Source organism: Rhizobium sp. BK098, assembly GCF_014193155.1.
GTDB lineage: Bacteria > Pseudomonadota > Alphaproteobacteria > Rhizobiales > Rhizobiaceae > Rhizobium.
In genome coordinates, this window is sequence record NZ_JACHYY010000001.1 from 779,534 (window position 1) to 799,173 (window position 19,640).

Genomic DNA, 19,640 nt, shown 5'->3' on the forward strand with positions numbered 1-19,640 from the left:
AGCACTCATCTCATGATCAAATTTGCGGGTCTTGGCCGTCTTGCCGCTGCAACCGTTCTTCTTTCCGGCATTGCCTTCGGTTCGGTCAACGCTCAGGAGGTTTCCGAGGATCAGATCAAGGCTGCCCGCGCCGCGATCAATGCTCTCGGCATTACCAACCAGTTCGACAATATTCTGCCTAATCTCGCCGAGCAGCTGAAGAGCACGATGATCCAGGCAAACCCGAATTTCGGCGATGCGATCAATTCGACCGTCGATGCCACCGCGCTCGCGCTCGCACCACGTCGTGCCGATCTTGAGCGTGAAGCTGCCATCACCTATGCCAAGGCTTTCTCGGCTGACGAACTCAAGGCGATCGCCGATTTCTACGGTTCGCCGGCAGGCAAGAAGCTTCTCAAGGATGGTCCGCTCGCCACCCGCGAACTCTACAAGGCTGCCGATATCTGGAGCCAGGGCATTTCGCGCGATCTCGCAAAGCAGAGCAACAATGCCCTGCAGAAGGTCGTCAAGCAGCCGGTCGTTACGCCGGATGCCGGTGCGGCCGCTCAGCCGGCGCCGAAGCAGTAAGCGACGCGTCGTTGCTGCATTCGTTCCGAAAGAGATGTTTCGTCTTTTTGGTGCGTACGGCAGGCAGTTGAAATTCGAGGCCCGGATCGATTCCGGGCTTTTCTTTTTATGTCCCGGCTCCCTATATGAGGGCGACCCCCATTGGCGCTTCGCGCGCGTCTGACGTCTACAGGAGCGATCCATGCCTTCGTTTGATTTCGACCTTTTCGTGATTGGCGGCGGCTCCGGCGGCGTGCGTAGCGCACGCGTGGCCGCATCGCTCGGCAAGAAGGTCGGCATCGCCGAGGAGTATCGCTATGGCGGCACCTGCGTCATTCGCGGTTGCGTGCCGAAGAAGCTGTTTGTCTATGCCTCGCAGTATAGCGAGCACTTCGAGGATGCGGCCGGTTTCGGCTGGACGGTCGGCGAGAGCAGCTTCGACTGGAAAAAGCTGATCGAGGCAAAGGACAAGGAAATCGCCCGGCTGGAGGGCCTCTATCGCAAAGGGCTCGACAACGCCAAGGCCGAGATCTTCGATACTCGCGCCGAGCTGGTGGATGCCCATACGATCAAGCTGCTGAAGACCGGGCAGACCGTGACCGCCGAGACGATCGTCATTGCGACCGGCGGCAGGCCGAACCTGCATACGGCGCTGCCCGGCCATGAGCTCTGCATCTCCTCGAACGAGGCCTTCCACCTGAAGGAACTGCCGAAATCGATCCTGATCGCCGGCGGCGGATATATTGCCGTCGAGTTCGCCAATATCCTCCACGGGCTCGGAGTCGAGACGACGCTGATCTATCGTGGTGCCGAGATCCTGTCACGCTTCGATCACGACCTGCGCAAAGGCCTGCATGAGGCCATGGAGGAGAAAGGCATCCGTATTCTCTGCCATGACATCATCGAGCACGTCGAGAAGGCAGAGGGCAGGCTCAGCGTTCGGACGAAGAACGACAAGGCGCTGACGGTCGATACCGTCATGCTGGCGCTTGGCCGTACGCCGAATACAGAAAATCTCGGGCTTCAGGCCGCCGGTGTCGCGATCAACGAGCAGGGCGCTGTTATCGTCGACAAATATTCGCGGACTTCCGTTCCGAATATCTTCGCTCTCGGCGACGTCACCGACCGGGTACAGCTGACGCCCGTCGCTATCCACGAGGCCATGTGCTTCATCGAGACCGTCTACAAGGACAATCCGACCCGGCCGGACCACGAACTCATCCCGACGGCCGTCTTCTCGCAGCCGGAGATCGGTACCGTCGGCCTGACCGAGGAGGATGCTGCCAAGCGCTATCCTGAACTGGAGGTCTATCGCGCCCAGTTCCGGCCGATGAAGGCGACGCTTTCGGGCCGAGCCGAGAAGATGATCATGAAGCTGATCGTCAATGCCGCGGACCGCAAGGTCATCGGCGCGCATATTCTCGGCCACGATGCCGGCGAAATGGCGCAGTTGCTCGGCATCACGCTGAAGGCCGGCTGCACCAAAGACGACTTCGACCGCACCATGGCCGTCCATCCGACGGCTGCGGAAGAATTGGTGACGATGTATTCGCCAAGCTACCGCATCCGCAATGGCGAGCGCGTGTAACGCCCCCGTTTTCACGCAAATATCGGCTGCACCATAAAAGATTCGCACAGTAGTTTGCCCGCCTTTGCAAGCGGGCGGCAAAGGTTTATAAGCGCGCGTTATTTACGATGATGGGCCGCCCGAGAAAGATCGGGCGCACAAGCAGGTGAGTGAGATGGCACAGAATTGGACACCGAGCAGTTGGCGGCAGAAACCGATCCAGCAGGTGCCGGATTTTCCGGACAAGGCAGCGCTGGCAGAGACCGAAGCTCAGCTTGCAAGCTATCCTCCGCTCGTTTTTGCCGGTGAAGCCCGTCGTCTGAAGGCGCATCTTGCCAATGTTGCCGAAGGCAATGGCTTCCTGCTTCAGGGCGGCGATTGTGCCGAAAGCTTCGCCGAGCATGGCGCCGATACGATCCGCGACTTCTTCCGCGCCTTCCTGCAGATGGCTGTCGTTCTGACCTTCGGTGCGCAGCTGCCGGTCGTCAAGGTTGGCCGTATTGCCGGTCAGTTCGCCAAGCCGCGCTCGTCGAACATCGAAACGCAGAACGGTATCTCGCTGCCGAGCTATCGCGGCGACATCATCAACGGCATCGATTTCACCGAAGACGCACGCATCCCCAATCCGGAACGTCAGCTGATGGCTTACCGCCAGTCCGCTGCGACGCTCAATCTGCTGCGCGCCTTTGCCATGGGCGGCTACGCCAACCTTGAAAACGTGCAGAAGTGGATGCTCGGCTTCGTCAAGGATAGCCCGCAGGGCGAACGCTACCGCAAGCTTGCCGACCGCATCGGCGAGACGATGGATTTCATGCGTGCGATCGGCATTACCGCCGAGAGCAATGCGAGCCTGCGCGAAACGGATTTCTTCACCAGCCACGAAGCGCTGTTGCTTGGCTATGAAGAAGCCTTCACCCGCGTCGATTCCACGACCGGCGACTGGTACGCGACCTCGGGCCACATGCTCTGGATCGGCGACCGCACGCGCCAGGCCGATCATGCCCATGTCGAGTATTTCCGCGGCATCAAGAACCCGATCGGGCTGAAGTGCGGGCCTTCGCTGCAGGCGGACGATCTGCTTAATCTGATCGATATTCTGAACCCGCAGAACGAAGCCGGCCGCCTGACGCTGATCTGCCGTTTTGGGCATGACAAGGTTGCCGACAACCTGCCGCGCCTCATCCGCGCCGTCGAGAAGGAAGGCCGCAAGGTCGTCTGGTCCTGCGACCCGATGCATGGCAACACGATCACGCTCAACAACTACAAGACGCGTCCGTTCGAGCGCATCCTGTCGGAAGTCGAGAGCTTCTTCCAGATCCACCGTGCCGAAGGCACGCATCCGGGCGGCATCCACATCGAGATGACCGGCAAGGATGTGACCGAATGCACGGGTGGTGCCCGCGCCGTCGGTGCCGAGGATCTTCAGGATCGCTATCACACCCATTGCGACCCGCGCCTCAATGCCGACCAGGCGCTGGAACTTGCCTTCCTGCTCGCCGAGCGGATGAAGGGCGGCCGTGACGAGAAGCGCATGCGTGCGCACGGCTGAGTGAAGCCTTATTCATGACCTATCGAACGGGCCGGCGAAAACCGGCCCGTTTGCTTTTGGGCTGGACCGATCAGCGCGGCTGAAAGACGCTTCATTTCTTTGAAATTGACCCGAGTGCCGTTCTCGGGAAGGCTGCCCTGAAATAAAGGGAGCAATGATGAGCGACGAACACACGGGAGCCTGCCTTTGCGGCAGCGTAGGTTTCAGGACACGCGGCAAATTACGCGAGGTTGTTGCCTGCCATTGTTCGCAGTGCCGCAAGCAGACCGGTCTCTATTACGCCGCAACCAACGTCGCGCGCGAAAATCTCGTTATCGAGGGGGAAGAGGCCATTACCTGGTATCGTGCCAGCACATTCGCTCGGCGCGGTTTTTGCAAGACTTGCGGCTCGGCCCTGTTTTGGGTGGCCGACAGCGCCGATGAAATATCGATCATGGCCGGTCTGTTCGACCAGCCGAGCGGTCTCAAGATAGCCTATCACATCTATTGTGCCGACAAGGGCGACTATTACGAGATCAGCGACGGACTGCCGCAATATCGGCAGGGGCGACCGGGATTGCTGACGGCCGGCCCCTTCGATTGACCCTCAGATACTGCCTCTTTCGGTAACGAGCTTGCTGAGCTTGGCGAGCTCCTCCCGCACCACTGCGAGCTCGGTCAACACCTGCATATCAATCTTCTGGTGCAGCGATAGCACTTCCAGCTCGGATTTGAGATTGACCTCGTAATCCTTGGCTGCCTCGAAGCGGTCCCTTTCTGCCTGCCGGTTCTGAGACATCATGATGATCGGCGCCTGGATCGCGGCGAGCATGGAGAGAACGAGGTTCAAAAAGATGAAAGGATAGGGGTCGAAGGCGTTCGTGCTGAGAAGGATCGTGTTGACGATGCACCAGAAGACCAGAAACAGCAGGAAGGCAGTGATGAAGGACCATGAACCGCCAACGCGGGCAATGCCATCAGCCAGACGCTCTCCTCTGGACGATTCCGCCGAGATAGCTGCATTGACATCGGTGGAGATGACTTTCCGCTCGTGCGCCTTTTTGAGGACGCGCTTTTCGATATCGCCGAGTTGATCGGCTGTCTTGTCAAAATGCAGATGAACGAAGTTGGGAAGATTATGCATTGGGAGGGCTCCGAGGTCCAAGTGGCGTTGAATGCAACTATTCGACCAACGGGCAAAAATGCAACGAGGGAAGGGTACCAAACATCACGAGGCGGTTTGCCGCTGTGCTGCCAGAGCGCATGCTAGCCGCTCCGAGGTTTGGAGTATCCGACCTGCCGCACCCAGGCATTCGCGCCGTCCATGATAATGTCGAAGATCGGGTCCTTTATGTCGTAATAAAGCATCGGCATTCATGGCATCGATGAAGGGAGTGTCTGCCATCGCGGCTTCAATGATCAATGCGATCAAAGTCTTCTTTGCAAGGCTAGCTTGGTATTTTTCCGGGCAAAAATACCGCCTATGCGGGTGGCGTGATCTTTGATGCGTGTGCGGGAAGGAAGGCGGTTGCGGAAGGAAGATGGCATCGCTAAATGTATGGCATGACAGAGCAAAGCCAGATTACCAACACCATTCGCATCGCCGTCGCGCAGCTCAATCCGACGGTCGGCGATGTCTCCGGCAATCTCGCCAAGGCGCGTGACGCCCGCGCCGAAGCCGCGCGCGAAGGCGCGCAGCTCGTATTGCTGACGGAATTGTTCATTTCCGGCTATCCGCCGGAAGATCTCGTGCTGAAGCCGGCCTTCATCCGCGCCTGCTGGAAAGCGGTCGAGGCTCTGGCCGCGGATACGGCCGATGGCGGCCCCGGCGTCATCATCGGCTTTCCCCGACAGGACGAAACTGGGCGCTATAATTCGATTGCCGTGCTCGATGGCGGGAAGGTGATCGCCGTCCGTGACAAGGTAGACCTGCCGAACTACGGCGAGTTCGACGAGAAGCGAGTGTTCGATCAGGGCGCCATGCCCGGTCCGGTCAATTTTCGCGGCGTTAGGTTGGGTATTCCGATCTGCGAGGACATCTGGGGTGAACTCGGCGTTTGCGAAACGCTGGCTGAGAGTGGCGCTGAAATCCTGCTGTCGCCGAATGGTTCGCCCTATTATCGCGGCAAGGTGGATATCCGCCATCAGGTCGTGCTGAAGCAGGTTCTCGAAACCGGCCTACCGATGATCTATGCCGCTCAGCTCGGCGGCCAGGACGAACTGGTTTTCGACGGCGCCAGCTTCGGCTTCAACGCAGACAAGACGCTGGCCTTCCAGATGAGTCAGTTCGAGACCGCGCTTGCCGTGACGACCTGGAAGAAGAACGGCGATGGCTGGCACTGTGCCGAAGGCCCGATGGCCCATATTCCGGAAGGCGAGGAGGCGGATTATCGCGCCTGCCTGCTGGGCTTCCGCGACTATGTCAACAAGAACGGCTTCAAGTCGGTCGTGCTTGGCCTCTCCGGCGGCATCGACTCGGCGATCTGTGCGGCGATTGCCGTCGATGCGCTCGGCGAAGAACGCGTGCGCACCGTCATGCTGCCATATCGCTACACCTCGCAGGATTCATTGAAGGATGCGGCCGATTGCGCCAAGGCGCTCGGCTGCCGCTATGATATCGTACCGATCGAAGATCCAGTGACGGGCTTCACTTCGGCCTTGTCGGATCTCTTCGAAGGTACGGAAAGCGGCATCACCGAGGAAAACCTGCAGAGCCGCGCGCGCGGCACCATTCTGATGGCGATCTCCAACAAGTTCGGCTCGATGGTGGTGACGACGGGTAACAAGTCGGAGATGTCTGTCGGTTACGCCACGCTTTATGGCGATATGAACGGCGGCTTCAACCCGATCAAGGATCTCTACAAGATGCAGGTCTATGCGCTGTCGCGCTGGCGCAACCTGCATGTGCCCCCCGGTGCGCTCGGCCCCTCGGGTGAGGTCATTCCCCATAACATCATCGACAAGGCGCCTTCGGCGGAATTGAGGCCTAACCAGACGGACCAGGATTCGCTGCCGCCCTATCCGGTGCTTGACGATATCCTCGAATGCCTGGTGGAGAAGGAGATGTCGGTGGAGGAGATCGTGGCCCGGGGCCATGATGTCGCGACCGTACATCGCATCGAACACCTGCTTTATCTAGCAGAATACAAGCGCCGCCAGTCGGCACCGGGTGTGAAGATCACCAAGAAGAATTTCGGTCGCGACCGTCGCTATCCGATCACCAACCGATTCCGCGATCGCTGATCGCGGTATCCAGCGGCAAGGGAGAGGAAGAATGCGCAGCTCGGTCGAGATCTATAATATCCGTACGGGTGCAAACCGGATCGTCTGGCAAACGGACCAGCTGATCGAAGCGCCGAACTATTCGCCTGACGGCCGATATCTGCTGCTGAATGGCGACGGCCTACTTTACCGGCTGCCGCTGGATGGCAGCGGCATCGCCCAGGTCGATACCGGCTTTGCGACCCAGTGCAACAACGATCACGGCATTTCCCCGGATGGTTCGCTGATCGCGATTTCCGACAAGACGCAGCATGGTAAATCCTGCATCTATGTTCTACCCGCAGAGGGCGGCACACCAAAGCAGGTGACGACCAATCTGCCGTCCTATTGGCACGGTTGGTCGCCGGACGGGAAGCGCTTCTCCTATTGCGGCATCCGCAACGACGTTTTCGATATCTATACGATCTCGATCGATGGTGGCGAAGAGACCCGACTGACGCATGGCGAGGGCCGTAATGACGGACCTGACTATTCGGCCGACGGGCAATGGATCTATTTCAATTCGAGCCGCACCGGCCTCATGCAGATCTGGCGCATCCGTCTCGACGGCACCGGCTTGCAGCAACTGACCGACGACAATTACGGCAATTGGTTCGCGCATCCGTCGCCAAAAAACGACAAGGTCGTCCTGATCTCCTACGATCCCGACGTCTTCGATCATCCGCGCGATCTCAATGTGCGGATGCGGCGGATGGACATGGATGGCGGCAATCTCACGACGCTGTTCGAGCTCTTCGGCGGGCAGGGATCAATCAATGTGCCGAACTGGTCACCGGATGGGGACGAGTTCGCCTACGTCCGCTATGAGCCGGCCTGAGCTCTGGACAGACCGCAACTGCCGCGATAGATCTGGATGCGTTCTCAGGGCGCATCCGATCCGCGGGAAGGGCTAGGCCCACCTGATGCATATGAAGTGAGACTGCCACACCTCTTTTCAGTCTGTGGGCGCGGATACCGGACGTAAATGGAAGGAGGTCTATCGTGACCACGCGCTCTTTGGCTGTCGACGCCACTCTCGATTCCCTGAAAAAACAGGCCAAGTCTTTCCTCAAGGCCCTTCAAGCCGGCGATGCTTCGGCGCGCAGCCGCGTTGCGCCCTATTTTACCGACGTCGCAGATGTGGGATTGCAGGACATTCAGCTTGTTCTTGCCCGCGAATTCGGCTTTTCCAGCTGGACGAAGCTCAAGGCGCATCTGGAAAGCGACGATCGTAAGCATGTTCCACGGGACCAGCTCGCCAACCGTTTCCTGTCACTGGCGACGGTTTCTTACTTTGCCAATATTCCCGCCAATCCCGCGCGCTTCGATGAGGCGCTGCGACTGCTGGAGGCTCATCCGGAGATTGCCGATGAAAGCATTCACGTCGCTGCTGCGCTTGGCGATGCCGACCGTGTAAGTCGCTGGCTCGATCGTCAGCCACAGCTTCTCGATCGCAGGGGCGGCCCGCATGATCTCACTCCGCTGATGTGCGCGGCCTATGCTCGCGTGCCGGGTCGTTCCAGTCTGCCGGCAGCCCGCGAGTTGGTCAGGCGTGGGGCCGACGTCAACGCCTTCTTCCTCGATGCCGGTCAATATCGCTTCACCGTTTTGACCGGCGTCTTCGGCGAAGGCGAGGCCGGGAAGGAGCGCCAGCCTCAGCATCCGGAATGCGAGGCATTCGCGCGGCTGTTGCTCGATGCCGGAGCCGAAGCCAATGACAGCCAGGCGCTCTACAACCGCATGTTCGAACCCGACAATACATGCCTGAAATTGCTGATCGAATATGGCTTGTCCGCCGGGGATAAGAACAATTGGCTCGTGCGCGAGGATGGCAAGTTCGTCGAGAACTCGCAGACCGTTTTCGACTATCAGCTTGCCTGGGCGCTGGAACATCGCATGGGTGAGCGCGTGCGCCTACTGGTAGAACATGGCGCTGATGTCCAAATGCCCGTTAGCGGCAGGACTCCCTATGAATGGGCTCGCCTAAGTGGCGATAGCAAACTGGCGGCATACCTTGTTCAGAAGGGTGCCGTCGCGGTTCGCCTGAAGCCGGAGGATTGGGCCTATATTCAGATTAAAACAAGTGCCGTCGACGTCGAGCAGATCATAAAGATTTTCAAGCAGATGCAGGGCGGAAGCAATCTTAATATCGTAGCTGCGATGCAGCGGGCTCATCCGGCCATGCTCCACGACGCTGCCGGGGAAAACGACTTGGAGGCCGTGCGCCGCATGCTGGCTTTGGGCTTCGACGTCAACGCCATGACGACCCGCACACCGCTGCATGAGGCGGCACTGCATGGCCATATGGAGATGGCGAAACTGCTGATCGCGCATGGAGCCGATACCACCGTTCGCGATCCGAATTTTCATGCGCCGCCAATCGGTTGGGCCGAATATAACGGCAAGGATGAGATGGTCGAGTTTCTGAAAGCCCATCCGCTCGATATTTTCGCGGCGGCCGCTTTCGGCACAATCGATCAGCTGGCTGCCATTCTCGATAAGCATCCCGAGCAGGTGAATATCCGCTTCGGGGACTTCCGCTCGCATGGGCAGCCCACCGATCGCGATTGGATGACGCCGCTCGGCTTCGCCATTGCCAATCGACGCGGCGAGGCGGTGCGCTTCCTGCTGACGAAGGGGGCGGATCGCTCGGTCAGGGACGCCTCCGGACGATCTTACCGCGATCTTGCACAGGAGGCGGGTGATGAGTCCGTCATCTCCCTGTTGCGCCAGTCCGCATCGGCATAAAACCTTGGAAGCAGGGCGGGTCAGGCGAAAATGAGAAACGGCTGGCCGCGCATTATTGCGTCGGCTGCGGCCCGGCTTCTTTGGGATGCTTGAGATCGATGCTGCCCTGGTCGGTCGCGAGGAATTGGGGGCCGACCTGGCGCACCTTATGGGCTGAGGGATCGTATGGCCGATCCGGCGGAAATTGCTGCGGCTGCGCCTGTGTTATCTTGGGCGCCGGCGCGGGCGCCTGCTTTTGTTCGAGGCTCGAATTCTTCTGAAGCCTTGGCGTTTCGATGACGGTAATGGAGCTTTCAGGCTTGGCCAGGGACTGCTCCTGCGGCGCATAGGCGTCCATCTTCGTGTGGGTGTCGATCACGATATCCGGGGTGGCCGAAGCCGGCAGGCTGCAGCCGTTGCGCTGCATCGTATCCAGCAACTGCCGGCGCTGCATGGCTACGGCATCGACGCGGCCGACGCTTTCCTCACGCTGATCCATCAGCAGGGAGAGATCCTGCCGCATCTGATCGATCGATTGCCTGATGTCGTCGCAGACGCCCTGATTGTCCTGGCCGCCAAATACGCCATCGTCGCCTTCGGCGCAGCCCTGGTTGCGCAGGTCGCTCATCGTCCGGCGGATCATCAGGTTCTGCTGCACGATGGCGCGCGAGAGCTGGCGCGTTTCCTGGCTGGCGCCGATCACCTCATTGATGTCGACATAGCGGCCGCGCAGCTCGTCGCAGAGATCGGCCTGTGCAAGGGCCGGCGTGGCCGTCAGCAGGGAAAAGAGGGCAATGGAAGCTTGTTTTATGCCGCGGTTCACGGTGCTGCTCTCGAAAGCGGTTTTAACTCGCTGAAGATTACACGCTGCAGCTTAACAACGTATCCATGAAAAAGCACGGATTTCGAGAGGATTTTCGTGAAATTGCAGCTCGCAGCCGCCAATAGCCAGGAGATAGGCGGCACCGCGATTGCATGAAACGCGGTACCGTTCTGACGGCGGCTGCGAGGCGCAGTATCAGGCGATCTGTGAGGCCTCGACGACGGCGAGCGCCGCCATGTTGACCACGCCGCGGGAAGTGACCGACGGCGAGAGAATATGGGCCGGAAGCGCCGTCCCGAGCAGGATGGGACCGACATGCAGACCATCGGTCATCGTCTTGACCACGCCGAGCGTGATATTGGCCGCATCGAGATTGGGGAAGACCAGCAGATTGGCTTCGCCGGAAAGCGCGCTGTCCGGCATAACGTGGCGGCGCAGGCTCTCGGAAATGGCGCTGTCGCCATGCATTTCGCCGTCAACTTCCAGATCCGGCGCCGCCTTGCGAATGAGAGCCAGCGCTTCGCGCATCTTGGTGGCGCTTTCCGACTCCCGTGAGCCGAAGTTGGAATGCGAGACGAGGGCGGCGCGCGGCTCGATGCCGAAACGCTTGATTTCCTCGGCAGCCAGCCACGTGGATTCCGCGATTTCCTCGGCGGACGGGTTAAACGTCACATAGGTATCGGTGTAGAAGGTCGCGCCGCGCTGCGAAATGAGCAGGCTCAATGCCGAAAAATCACGAACGTCCGGCCGCTTGCCGATGACCTGGCGGACGATGCGCAAATGACGCTCATAACGGCCTTCGAGACCGCAGATGAGCGCATCGGCTTCGCCGCGCTTTAGAGCAAGTGCGCCGATGACGGTGGTGTTGGTGCGAACGATGGTGCGCGCTGCTTCCGGGATAACGCCCGCGCGGCCGACCAGCGAGAAATAAAGCTCGACATATTCGCGGAAGCGGGGATCGTCTTCCGGATTGATGACGGCAAAATCGGTATTCGGACGGATCTTCAGGCCGTAGCGCTTCAGGCGCGTCTCGATGACGGAGGGACGGCCAATCAGGATCGGGACGGCCGTGCCTTCTTCAAGAAGAACCTGGGCGGCGCGCAGCACGCGTTCGTCCTCGCCTTCGGAAAAGACGACGCGCTTGCGCTCGGCAATCTTCGCGGCGGCAAAGATAGGCTTCATGACGAAGCCCGAACGGAAGACGAAGCGGTTGAGCTCGTCCATATAGGCGTCGAAATCGGTGATCGGACGCAGGGCGACGCCGCTGTCTGCGGCTGCCTTTGCCACGGCGGGCGCGATGCGCAGGATCAGGCGCGGGTCGAAGGGCGAGGGGATCAGGTAATTCGGCCCGAAGACCGGAGTTTCACCGGTATAGGCTCGCGCCGCAACATCGGAAGGCTCCTCGCGGGCAAGTGCTGCGATGGCGCGCACGGCGGCCATCTTCATCTCTTCGTTGATCGTCTTGGCGCCGCAATCGAGCGCACCGCGGAAGATATAGGGGAAGCAGAGGACGTTGTTGACTTGGTTCGGGAAGTCCGAGCGGCCGGTGCAGATCATCGCGTCGGGGCGGGCGGCGCGGGCGAGATCCGGCATGATTTCCGGCGTCGGATTGGCGAGCGCCATGATCAGAGGCTTTTCGGCCATCTGCGCCAGCAGTTCGGGCTTCAGCACGCCGGCGGCGGATAGGCCGAGGAAGACGTCGGCGCCCGGAATGGATTCGGCCAGCACGCGCTTGTCGCTGTCCTGAGCGTAGACGGATTTCCACTCGTCCATCAGGACGTTGCGGTCCTTGTAGACCAGGCCTTCGATATCATGGACCCAGATGTTCTCGCGCCTGGCGCCGAGAATGACGAGCAGGTTGAGGCAGGCAAGCGCGGCTGCGCCCGCGCCGGAGGCGACGATCTTGACGTCTTCGATCTTCTTGCCGGCCAGTTCCAGTCCGTTGAGGATGGCGGCGGCGACGATGATGGCGGTGCCGTGCTGATCGTCGTGGAAGACCGGAATTTCCATTTTCTCGCGCAGGCGGCGCTCGACGTCGAAGCATTCCGGCGCCTTGATGTCTTCGAGATTGATACCGCCGAAGGTCGGTTCGAGCGCCGAGACGGTGTTGACCATCTCATCGACCGTCGGGGCTGCGATTTCAATGTCGAAGACATCGATGCCGGCGAATTTCTTGAAGAGAACGGCCTTGCCTTCCATGACTGGCTTGGAAGCGAGCGGGCCGATATTGCCGAGGCCGAGCACTGCGGAACCGTTGGAAATCACCGCTACGAGATTGGCGCGGGACGTGTAATAAGCGGCCGTTTCCGGGTTGTCGCGAATGGCAAGACAGGGCGCGGCGACGCCGGGCGAATAGGCAAGCGCCAGATCGCGCTGGTTGCCGAGCGGTTTGGTGGCCTGGATTTCAAGCTTGCCGGGGCGGGGATAGCGATGGAAATAGAGCGCCTGTTCGTCGAAATCGCCACTCGCCATGTTTTCGGCTTTTTTCGAAGTGTCGTGCGTATCCATCTCGCTGTCTCCATTCCTGCCTGCGCTTTGAGTCTTCTGCATACATCAATCGCTTCGCCTTCACAGTATGCAATTGAGGTCACAAAGCGTTTTTGTCGTGACAAAACTGAATTGCCTTTTTGCAAGAATTGAGCGGCGCGCGTCCCTTGGATCGAACGCTGCGCTCGTGGCTGAGCCGTCAAGCACAGGGATTGTCATCTTCCTGAAACACGAGTCTGGTTTTGGAATAGCCAACGTAGGATAGGGCACGGACATATAGTTCGTGAATGAAAACATGGACCCCCGGCATTTCCGAACGCTATTCATTTCTGACGTGCACCTCGGCTCGAAGGCCGCCAAGGCGGACTACCTGCTCGACTTTCTCCGTCATCACGAAGCCGATACCATCTTTCTGGTCGGTGACATCGTGGATGGCTGGAGACTGAAGCGAAACTGGTATTGGCCTCAGCACTGCAACGACGTAGTCCAGAAGCTCCTGCGCAAGGCGCGCAAGGGCACGCGCATCGTCTATATACCCGGCAATCACGACGAATTCCTGCGTGACTTCCCCGGCATGCATTTCGGCGGCATCGAGGTGGCGCAGCGCGCCATGCATGAAACGGCCGACGGCAAGAAATATCTCGTGCTGCATGGCGATGAATTCGATGTCGTCGTCCGCAATGCCCGCCTGCTCGCCTATCTCGGCGATTGGGCCTATGACATGGCAATCCTGATCAACATCGGCCTTGCAGCGGTACGCCGCCGCCTGAACATGCCATACTGGTCCTTCTCGGCCTGGGCGAAACTGCAGGTAAAGCACGCCGTCAATTTCATCGGCGAATTTCAGCGTGTCGTCGCCGAAGAGGCCAAGCGCAACGATGCCGATGGCGTCATCTGCGGCCATATCCACCATGCGGTGATCGAGGATCTCGATGGGATCCGTTACATCAACACGGGCGACTGGGTGGAAAGCTGCACGGCGATTGCCGAACACGAAGACGGCACGTTCGAGCTGATTACCTGGCAGAATATTCTTGAGACGGAACCGGTTGGCTCACCTGTCGAGGAAATGCCGCGGGCACTCGGGGCACAGGCAGCATAATTCTGCGCCTGTTCACAGGCTTGCTAATAGCTTGTCATAATTATTGAACGCCTACAGCTTCGGTTTTTCCGATATAGTACGGCTTTGGCCACTTCTCGCCATAGTCGTATTCTCGATAGCGTGATAGGGACAAATAAGTTCCCTTCAGGTCTGTCATGATTCCCGCGATCAAGTCCTTCCAGGGCGAGGGTGCGCCTCCATATTTCCGCTTGCGCACTGCCTTGTCCTACTGCGCTCCGTTGTTCGTCAACGGAATCGCCCTGCCGTTTTTCCCCGTCTGGCTGGCGGGGCTGAATTTCAATGATCATGAGATCGGCCTGGTGCTCGCCATTCCTATGGTCGTTCGGGTGCTCGTGACTCCCATTATCGCGGTGCTCGCCGATCACATGACGGAGCGGGCGGATGTGCTGCTATCGTCGGGTGCACTGTCGCTGCTGACGGCTGTCGCGCTCTACTGGACGAGCGACTTCTGGCCGGTGCTTCTGGTCTACGGCATTCAGGGCGCCACCTACGCGCCTTACGTGCCTGTGGTTGAGTCGATCGCCATGTCGGGCGTGCGCCGCTGGGGCTTCGACTATGGCTCCATGCGGGTCTGGGGATCGATCACATTCATCCTGTCGACCCTTCTCGGCGGCCAGCTGATCGGCATTTGGGGCGGCACCACTGTCTTGCCCGTAATGGTGGCCGGATTCATTCTGACGACACTGATGGGGTTTTTCGCACCGCGAATCGGGCCGACGCGCCGGCGCAACCTGCCGATCAATCTGCAATCTCCGACCGGAAATCTGCGCTCGCCGCACTTGCTCATCACCATGATCGGCGTGTCGATCCAGCAATCGAGCCATGCGATGCTCTATACGTTTGCATCGATCTATTGGCATAGGCTTGGCTTTTCCGGCGCGCAAATTGCTGTCCTATGGAGCATCGGCGTTGCGGCTGAGGTGATGGTTTTCTTCCTGTCGAAGAAGCTTAGTCGGCGGTTCAGCGCCTGGACATTGATCTTTTTCGGCGCGACCATGTGTATTTTGCGCTGGATCCTGTTTCCGATCAATTTCGGCTTCTTCGGCTATTTCGTCGTGCAGTGCTTTCATTCCTGCACCTATGCCTGCGTCCACACAGGCATTCAGCGTCGCATAGTGGCCTCAGTGCACGAAACGCAGGAATCATCGGCCCAGGGGGCGTATTATTTTTACAACGGCATGTTCTTAGGGTTGATGACCCTTGCATCCGGCTATCTCTATGCCTGGCTTGACCTCGCCAGCTATTATGTCATGGCGGGCATTGCAGCTTTCGGGCTGGTCATGGTCATTTTCGCCTACGGGCTGCAGGCGAGGACGCCGGCAATCGGCGGCGGCGCTCACGGCGTATCCTGATGCGGTGCAACAAATTCATTTGGATATCAAAAAGCCGTGACATAAGTTGGCGTCGGCGCGAGATGGAAATTCCACGCGTAGTCGGTGTATTAAGCATTGACCAAGCGGGCTCACCGAGTCGGCGTATGTTGTGCCAGATTTGAAAGACGCATGAGTTTGAAAGCAGCCGAGCAAAGGTCCGATGCACCGAAGATCGATGATGCGCCCGAAGGCGCAGGCCATCGCTATCGGCTGCAAGGCAATTGGCGCAGCGCCAATGTGCATGGCGTGCTGCGACAGATCGAGCAGCTGTCCAAGCGAAGCTCCGGCGGCGACGTCGTGATCGATCTTTCCGGTCTCTCGGATGTGGATACGGCGGGTGCGCTGCTGATCCGCCGGCTGAAGGAAAGCCAGGAAGCACACAAGGCTCACGTTACGATCGAGGGTTCCAATCCGCATATCGACGAATTGCTGACGACTTTCGACGCGCATCCGGACGATGAGGCGGCAGCGGCAAAGCCGAGGAAATCATGGGCAGAGCGTGTCTTCGCGCCTATCGGCGAAAGCGTCTACGATATCTGGGGCAATCTCATTGCCGCCATGTATATACTGGGTTCGGCCGTGCGCGGGGGGCAGCTCAAGTTTGGCCGCGGCAGCGGCGTTTCGCCAGCCTCGATCGTCAATCAGATCGATCATATGGCGGTGCGCGCCGTTCCGATCATCCTGCTGATGTCGTCGCTGATCGGCGCGATCATCGCCCAGCAAGGCGCTTTCCAGCTGCGTTATTTCGGCGCGGAAATCTTCGTGGTCGATCTGGTCGGCATCCTGCAATTGCGCGAAATCGGCGTGCTTCTGACCGCGATCATGATTGCCGGCCGTTCCGGCAGCGCGATTACCGCCGAAATCGGCTCCATGAAGATGCGCGAGGAAGTCGACGCGCTGAAGGTTATGGGCCTGAACCCCGTCGGCGTGCTCATCTTTCCCCGGCTGGTGGCGCTGACGGTGGCCTTGCCGTTGCTGACGGTTATTGCCAACTTTGCCGCGCTTTTTGGCGCTGCATTGGTGTCCTGGGCCTATTCCGGCATCACGTTTGCGACCTTCATCTCGCGCCTTCATGAGGCGGTTAGCCTTTCGACGATCATTTCAGGCATGATCAAGGCGCCGTTCATGGCGCTGGTCATCGGCATCGTCGCTGCGGTTGAAGGATTGAAGGTGGGAGGCAGTGCCGAATCTCTCGGTCAGCACGTGACGTCATCGGTGGTGAAGTCGATCTTCGTCGTTATCCTCATGGACGGGCTTTTCGCCATGTTCTATGCGGCAATCGATTTCTGAGGGACGATAACGATGAGCGCGCTTCACTCGGAAATTCCATTGGAAAAGGATGAGCACGGCAGGGACATCGTGCTGTCGGCACGGGATGTCACCGTGGCTTTCGGCTCGAAAGTGGTTCTCGATAAGCTGAACCTCAATATCTATCGCGGCGAAATCCTCGGTTTCGTCGGCGCTTCCGGCGCGGGTAAGTCCGTGCTGCTGCGCACTGTGCTACGGCTACTGCCGCGCCGATCGGGCAAGATCGAGATCCTCGGCGAAGATTACGACAAGCTCGACGAAGAGGATCGCAATCGGCTCGACATGCGGCTCGGCGTGCTCTTTCAGCAAGGTGCACTGTTTTCCTCGCTGACGGTCAAGGAAAACATCCAGGTACCGATGCGGGAATATCTGGACCTGCCGAAAGAGATGATGGACGAGCTTGCGCTGATGAAGATCCGCATGGTGGGTCTCGCCGCTGATGCCGCCGACAAATATCCTTCCGAGCTCTCGGGCGGCATGATCAAGCGCGCGGCGCTGGCCAGAGCCTTGGCGCTCGATCCCGACCTCGTTTTCCTCGATGAGCCGACCTCGGGCCTGGATCCGATCGGTGCGTCGGAGTTCGACGAATTGATTGCCAAGCTGCGCGACACGCTTGGCCTGACCGTTTATATGGTGACTCACGACCTCGACAGCCTGTTTTCCGTCTGTGACCGTATTGCTGTTCTCGGACAGAAGCGGGTATTGGTGGAAGGCACGGTTGAGGACATGCTCGCCTGTGATGACCCCTGGGTGCAATCCTACTTCAGGGGCAAGCGCGCACGCTCGATCGTGCCGCGCGAGGACATCAGAGGGCACAACGACGACAAAGGCGCAGGCGCCCACAGCCGCGAGAAGTGACTGGAGACAATGGAAACCAAAGCCAATTACACGATCGTCGGGTTCTTCACGCTGGTTGTCATCGCTGCCGCCTTCGGCTTCGTCTACTGGATGGCGGAATACGGCCGGGGCGGTCCGATGGTCGAGCTCGTCGTGCGCATTCCGGGCTCGGCAAATGGTTTGAGCGTCGGCTCGCCGGTCCGCTTCAACGGTATTCAGGTCGGTTCGGTGCAGGGCCTTTCGATCGATGCCGACGACCCGAACTATTCTCTCGCCTTCACGCAGGTGCGCGCCGATGCGCCGGTCTACACCTCGACCAAGGCCATTCTTGAGATCCAGGGCCTGACGGGTGCGGCCTATATCGAGCTTTCCGGCGGTCGCAACAGCGACGAAAATATCCTTAAGCGCTCGATCGACACGGGCAAGCGGGCGGTATTGCTCGCAGACCAGTCGAGCGTGACTAATCTGTTGACGACGGCCGACAAGATCCTGAACCGCGCCAACGACACGATCGGCGACATCCAGGGCTTCGTCTCGGATTCGCGCGGGCCGCTGACGGATACTGTGCGCAATGCGCAGAAATTCTCCAAGGCGATTGCTGACAATTCCGACAATATCGACAAGTTCCTGGCAAGCGTCGGCCAGCTTTCCGATACCTTCAAGACGGTCTCGGTCCGCGTCGACTCGACGTTGGATGCGATCGAAAAGCTGGTGCGCGCGGTCGATGCCCAGAAGGTCAACGACGTCATCGCCAATGCCGACAAGATCACGGCCAATGTCGCCGATGCGACGACCGACCTAAAGGCGACGATTGCAAGTTTCAAGCAGACGGCCGACACCTATACGACGTTTGGTCAGAACGCTCAAAAAACGTTGGATCGAGTCGATGCGCTCGTCGCGCAGATCGATCCTGCCAAGATCAAGGGATCGGTTGACGATATTGCCGATGTGACGAAACAGGCTCGTACCGCGGTCGCATCGATCCGGGATGTCGCCAACTCGGTTGCCTCGCATCAGCAGGATATCGATCAGACGATTGCCAATGCCCGCGAGATTTCGACCAAGCTCAATGCGGCGTCCGGCAAGGTTGACGGCATCCTGACCAAGGTCAATTCCTTGCTCGGCGACGACAGCACCAAATCGCTGTTTGCAGAAGCCAAGGACACGCTCGAATCCTTCAAGAAGATGGCGGACAATCTAAATTCCCGCATCGGGCCGATCGCCGACAATCTGCAGAAATTTTCCAGCAGCGGCTTGCGCGATGCCCAGACCCTCATCAACGACATGCGGGGCACGGTTGACAATCTGAATAGTACAATCACTAATTTCGACCGCAATCCGCAACGACTGATTTTCGGCGGGGATACGGTTAAGACTTACGACGGCCGCGCGCGGCATTGATGAAGAGCGATATCTGGTCTCCAGGGGATAAGCGAAATATGGTCGGTTGCGTGTCGAGTGAGCGTCATCAGGTGTGGAAAGCTGTGATCGCGTTGCCGTTGCTCGCGGCCTTGCTGGGAGGCTGTGGAACCTCTTCCAACAATGATACCTACGATCTTTCCGCGTCGGCAAAGACGAATGGACCTTCGGTCAAAAGCCGCCAGATCCTCATCCCGCCGCCGACCGCGCTGCAGGCTCTGGATAGCAATCAGATCGTCATTCGCGTCTCGGGCTCGGAAATCCAATATCTCGGCAAATCGCAATGGAGCGACAAGCTGAGCAGAATGGTGCAATCGAAACTTGTCGAGGCTTTCGAGAATACCGGCAAGCTCGGTGGCGTTGGCGTACCCGGGCAGGGGCTTGCAATCGACTATCAGATCGTCACCGATATCCGCTCCTTCGAGATCAATGCGTCCGGTGGCCATAAGACGGCAATCGTCGAAATCTCCGAAAAGATCCTGAACGATCGCACTGGTACGGTGAAGGCCCAGAACGTGTTCCGGAAGGTCGTGCCGGTCAGCGGTGGCAGCAATCCCGATTTCGTGCGGGCGCTCGATGCCGCATTTGCAGGTGTGACAGGCGAACTCGTCGATTGGACGTTGCGCTCGCTGTAAGGGCGG

At 59.2% G+C, this 19,640-nt stretch carries 16 protein-coding genes; 13 read left to right on the forward strand and 3 right to left on the reverse strand.

Annotated features, from left to right (window positions below; translation table 11 throughout):
- Positions 1-12: 12 nt before the first annotated feature.
- From FHT73_RS03785 to FHT73_RS03800, 4 genes are all read left to right on the forward strand, one after another.
- Positions 13-567, forward strand: coding sequence for a DUF2059 domain-containing protein (locus FHT73_RS03785; RefSeq protein WP_112334692.1), 555 nt, complete (start codon positions 13-15; stop codon positions 565-567).
- A 181-nt stretch (positions 568-748) separates the two neighbouring features.
- Positions 749-2,134, forward strand: a complete 1,386-nt coding sequence (gene gor, locus FHT73_RS03790) for a glutathione-disulfide reductase (RefSeq protein ID WP_183709912.1) — start codon at positions 749-751, stop codon at positions 2,132-2,134.
- Between the two features lie 154 nt (positions 2,135-2,288).
- Positions 2,289-3,662, forward strand: a complete 1,374-nt coding sequence (locus FHT73_RS03795; RefSeq protein WP_112334694.1) for a 3-deoxy-7-phosphoheptulonate synthase class II — start codon at positions 2,289-2,291, stop codon at positions 3,660-3,662.
- Between the two features lie 157 nt (positions 3,663-3,819).
- Positions 3,820-4,245 (forward strand): GFA family protein, encoded by a 426-nt coding sequence (locus FHT73_RS03800; protein ID WP_112334831.1) that lies wholly within the window; start codon positions 3,820-3,822, stop codon positions 4,243-4,245.
- A 3-nt stretch (positions 4,246-4,248) separates the two neighbouring features.
- Here FHT73_RS03800 and FHT73_RS03805 read toward each other — a convergent pair whose 3' ends face one another.
- The gene (locus FHT73_RS03805; protein WP_112606322.1) at positions 4,249-4,785 is read right to left on the reverse strand and encodes a DUF1003 domain-containing protein; all 537 of its coding nucleotides are present in this window, start codon (positions 4,783-4,785) and stop codon (positions 4,249-4,251) included.
- A gap of 419 nt (positions 4,786-5,204) precedes the next feature.
- Between FHT73_RS03805 and FHT73_RS03810 the strand changes: the two genes are divergently transcribed.
- The 3 genes from FHT73_RS03810 to FHT73_RS03820 all read left to right on the forward strand — a co-directional run bounded on the left by FHT73_RS03810 (position 5,205) and on the right by FHT73_RS03820 (position 9,650).
- Positions 5,205-6,884 (forward strand): NAD+ synthase, encoded by a 1,680-nt coding sequence (locus FHT73_RS03810; RefSeq protein WP_112334832.1) that lies wholly within the window; start codon positions 5,205-5,207, stop codon positions 6,882-6,884.
- Positions 6,885-6,915: 31 nt separating this feature from the next.
- On the forward strand, positions 6,916-7,740 hold the full coding sequence (locus FHT73_RS03815; RefSeq protein ID WP_183709914.1) for a PD40 domain-containing protein: 825 nt from the start codon (positions 6,916-6,918) through the stop codon (positions 7,738-7,740).
- A gap of 164 nt (positions 7,741-7,904) precedes the next feature.
- The gene (locus FHT73_RS03820; protein ID WP_183709921.1) at positions 7,905-9,650 is read left to right on the forward strand and encodes an ankyrin repeat domain-containing protein; all 1,746 of its coding nucleotides are present in this window, start codon (positions 7,905-7,907) and stop codon (positions 9,648-9,650) included.
- A 52-nt stretch (positions 9,651-9,702) separates the two neighbouring features.
- On the opposite strand, the gene FHT73_RS03825 is transcribed toward FHT73_RS03820, so the two are convergent.
- Positions 9,703-10,452, reverse strand: coding sequence for a hypothetical protein (locus FHT73_RS03825; RefSeq protein WP_112606328.1), 750 nt, complete (start codon positions 10,450-10,452; stop codon positions 9,703-9,705).
- A 195-nt stretch (positions 10,453-10,647) separates the two neighbouring features.
- Entirely contained in the window at positions 10,648-12,960 is a 2,313-nt protein-coding gene (locus tag FHT73_RS03830) for an NADP-dependent malic enzyme (RefSeq protein ID WP_112606330.1), read from the reverse strand.
- A gap of 274 nt (positions 12,961-13,234) precedes the next feature.
- On the opposite strand from FHT73_RS03830, the gene FHT73_RS03835 reads away from it, so the two are divergent.
- The 6 genes from FHT73_RS03835 to FHT73_RS03860 all read left to right on the forward strand — a co-directional run bounded on the left by FHT73_RS03835 (position 13,235) and on the right by FHT73_RS03860 (position 19,634).
- Positions 13,235-14,041: a UDP-2,3-diacylglucosamine diphosphatase gene (locus FHT73_RS03835; RefSeq protein WP_112334700.1), complete on the forward strand. Its 807-nt coding sequence runs from the start codon at positions 13,235-13,237 to the stop codon at positions 14,039-14,041.
- A gap of 155 nt (positions 14,042-14,196) precedes the next feature.
- Positions 14,197-15,414 carry an MFS transporter gene (locus tag FHT73_RS03840; RefSeq protein ID WP_183709923.1) on the forward strand — a complete coding sequence of 406 codons (1,218 nt, stop codon included), beginning with the start codon at positions 14,197-14,199 and terminating at the stop codon, positions 15,412-15,414.
- A 150-nt stretch (positions 15,415-15,564) separates the two neighbouring features.
- Positions 15,565-16,725, forward strand: a complete 1,161-nt coding sequence (locus tag FHT73_RS03845; RefSeq protein WP_112334702.1) for an ABC transporter permease — start codon at positions 15,565-15,567, stop codon at positions 16,723-16,725.
- 12 nt (positions 16,726-16,737) lie between these two features.
- Positions 16,738-17,601 (forward strand): ATP-binding cassette domain-containing protein, encoded by an 864-nt coding sequence (locus tag FHT73_RS03850; protein ID WP_112606334.1) that lies wholly within the window; start codon positions 16,738-16,740, stop codon positions 17,599-17,601.
- 9 nt (positions 17,602-17,610) lie between these two features.
- Positions 17,611-18,981, forward strand: coding sequence for an MlaD family protein (locus tag FHT73_RS03855; RefSeq protein ID WP_112606336.1), 1,371 nt, complete (start codon positions 17,611-17,613; stop codon positions 18,979-18,981).
- 38 nt (positions 18,982-19,019) lie between these two features.
- Positions 19,020-19,634, forward strand: coding sequence for an ABC-type transport auxiliary lipoprotein family protein (locus tag FHT73_RS03860; protein WP_112411895.1), 615 nt, complete (start codon positions 19,020-19,022; stop codon positions 19,632-19,634).
- Positions 19,635-19,640 lie beyond the last annotated feature (6 nt).

Bases quoted from the DNA above. Each gene is read 5' to 3' on its own strand.
- FHT73_RS03850 (WP_112606334.1), top strand. From the start codon at position 16,738: ATGAGCGCGCTTCACTCGGAAATTCCATTGGAAAAGGATGAGCACGGC.
- FHT73_RS03810 (WP_112334832.1), top strand. From the start codon at position 5,205: ATGACAGAGCAAAGCCAGATTACCAACACCATTCGCATCGCCGTCGCG.
- FHT73_RS03795 (WP_112334694.1), top strand. From the start codon at position 2,289: ATGGCACAGAATTGGACACCGAGCAGTTGGCGGCAGAAACCGATCCAG.
- FHT73_RS03830 (WP_112606330.1), bottom strand. From the start codon at position 12,960: ATGGATACGCACGACACTTCGAAAAAAGCCGAAAACATGGCGAGTGGC.
- FHT73_RS03800 (WP_112334831.1), top strand. From the start codon at position 3,820: ATGAGCGACGAACACACGGGAGCCTGCCTTTGCGGCAGCGTAGGTTTC.
- FHT73_RS03855 (WP_112606336.1), top strand. From the start codon at position 17,611: ATGGAAACCAAAGCCAATTACACGATCGTCGGGTTCTTCACGCTGGTT.
- FHT73_RS03785 (WP_112334692.1), top strand. From the start codon at position 13: ATGATCAAATTTGCGGGTCTTGGCCGTCTTGCCGCTGCAACCGTTCTT.
- FHT73_RS03805 (WP_112606322.1), bottom strand. From the start codon at position 4,785: ATGCATAATCTTCCCAACTTCGTTCATCTGCATTTTGACAAGACAGCC.
- FHT73_RS03860 (WP_112411895.1), top strand. From the start codon at position 19,020: ATGGTCGGTTGCGTGTCGAGTGAGCGTCATCAGGTGTGGAAAGCTGTG.
- gor (WP_183709912.1), top strand. From the start codon at position 749: ATGCCTTCGTTTGATTTCGACCTTTTCGTGATTGGCGGCGGCTCCGGC.
- FHT73_RS03835 (WP_112334700.1), top strand. From the start codon at position 13,235: ATGGACCCCCGGCATTTCCGAACGCTATTCATTTCTGACGTGCACCTC.
- FHT73_RS03845 (WP_112334702.1), top strand. From the start codon at position 15,565: ATGAGTTTGAAAGCAGCCGAGCAAAGGTCCGATGCACCGAAGATCGAT.
- FHT73_RS03840 (WP_183709923.1), top strand. From the start codon at position 14,197: ATGATTCCCGCGATCAAGTCCTTCCAGGGCGAGGGTGCGCCTCCATAT.
- FHT73_RS03815 (WP_183709914.1), top strand. From the start codon at position 6,916: ATGCGCAGCTCGGTCGAGATCTATAATATCCGTACGGGTGCAAACCGG.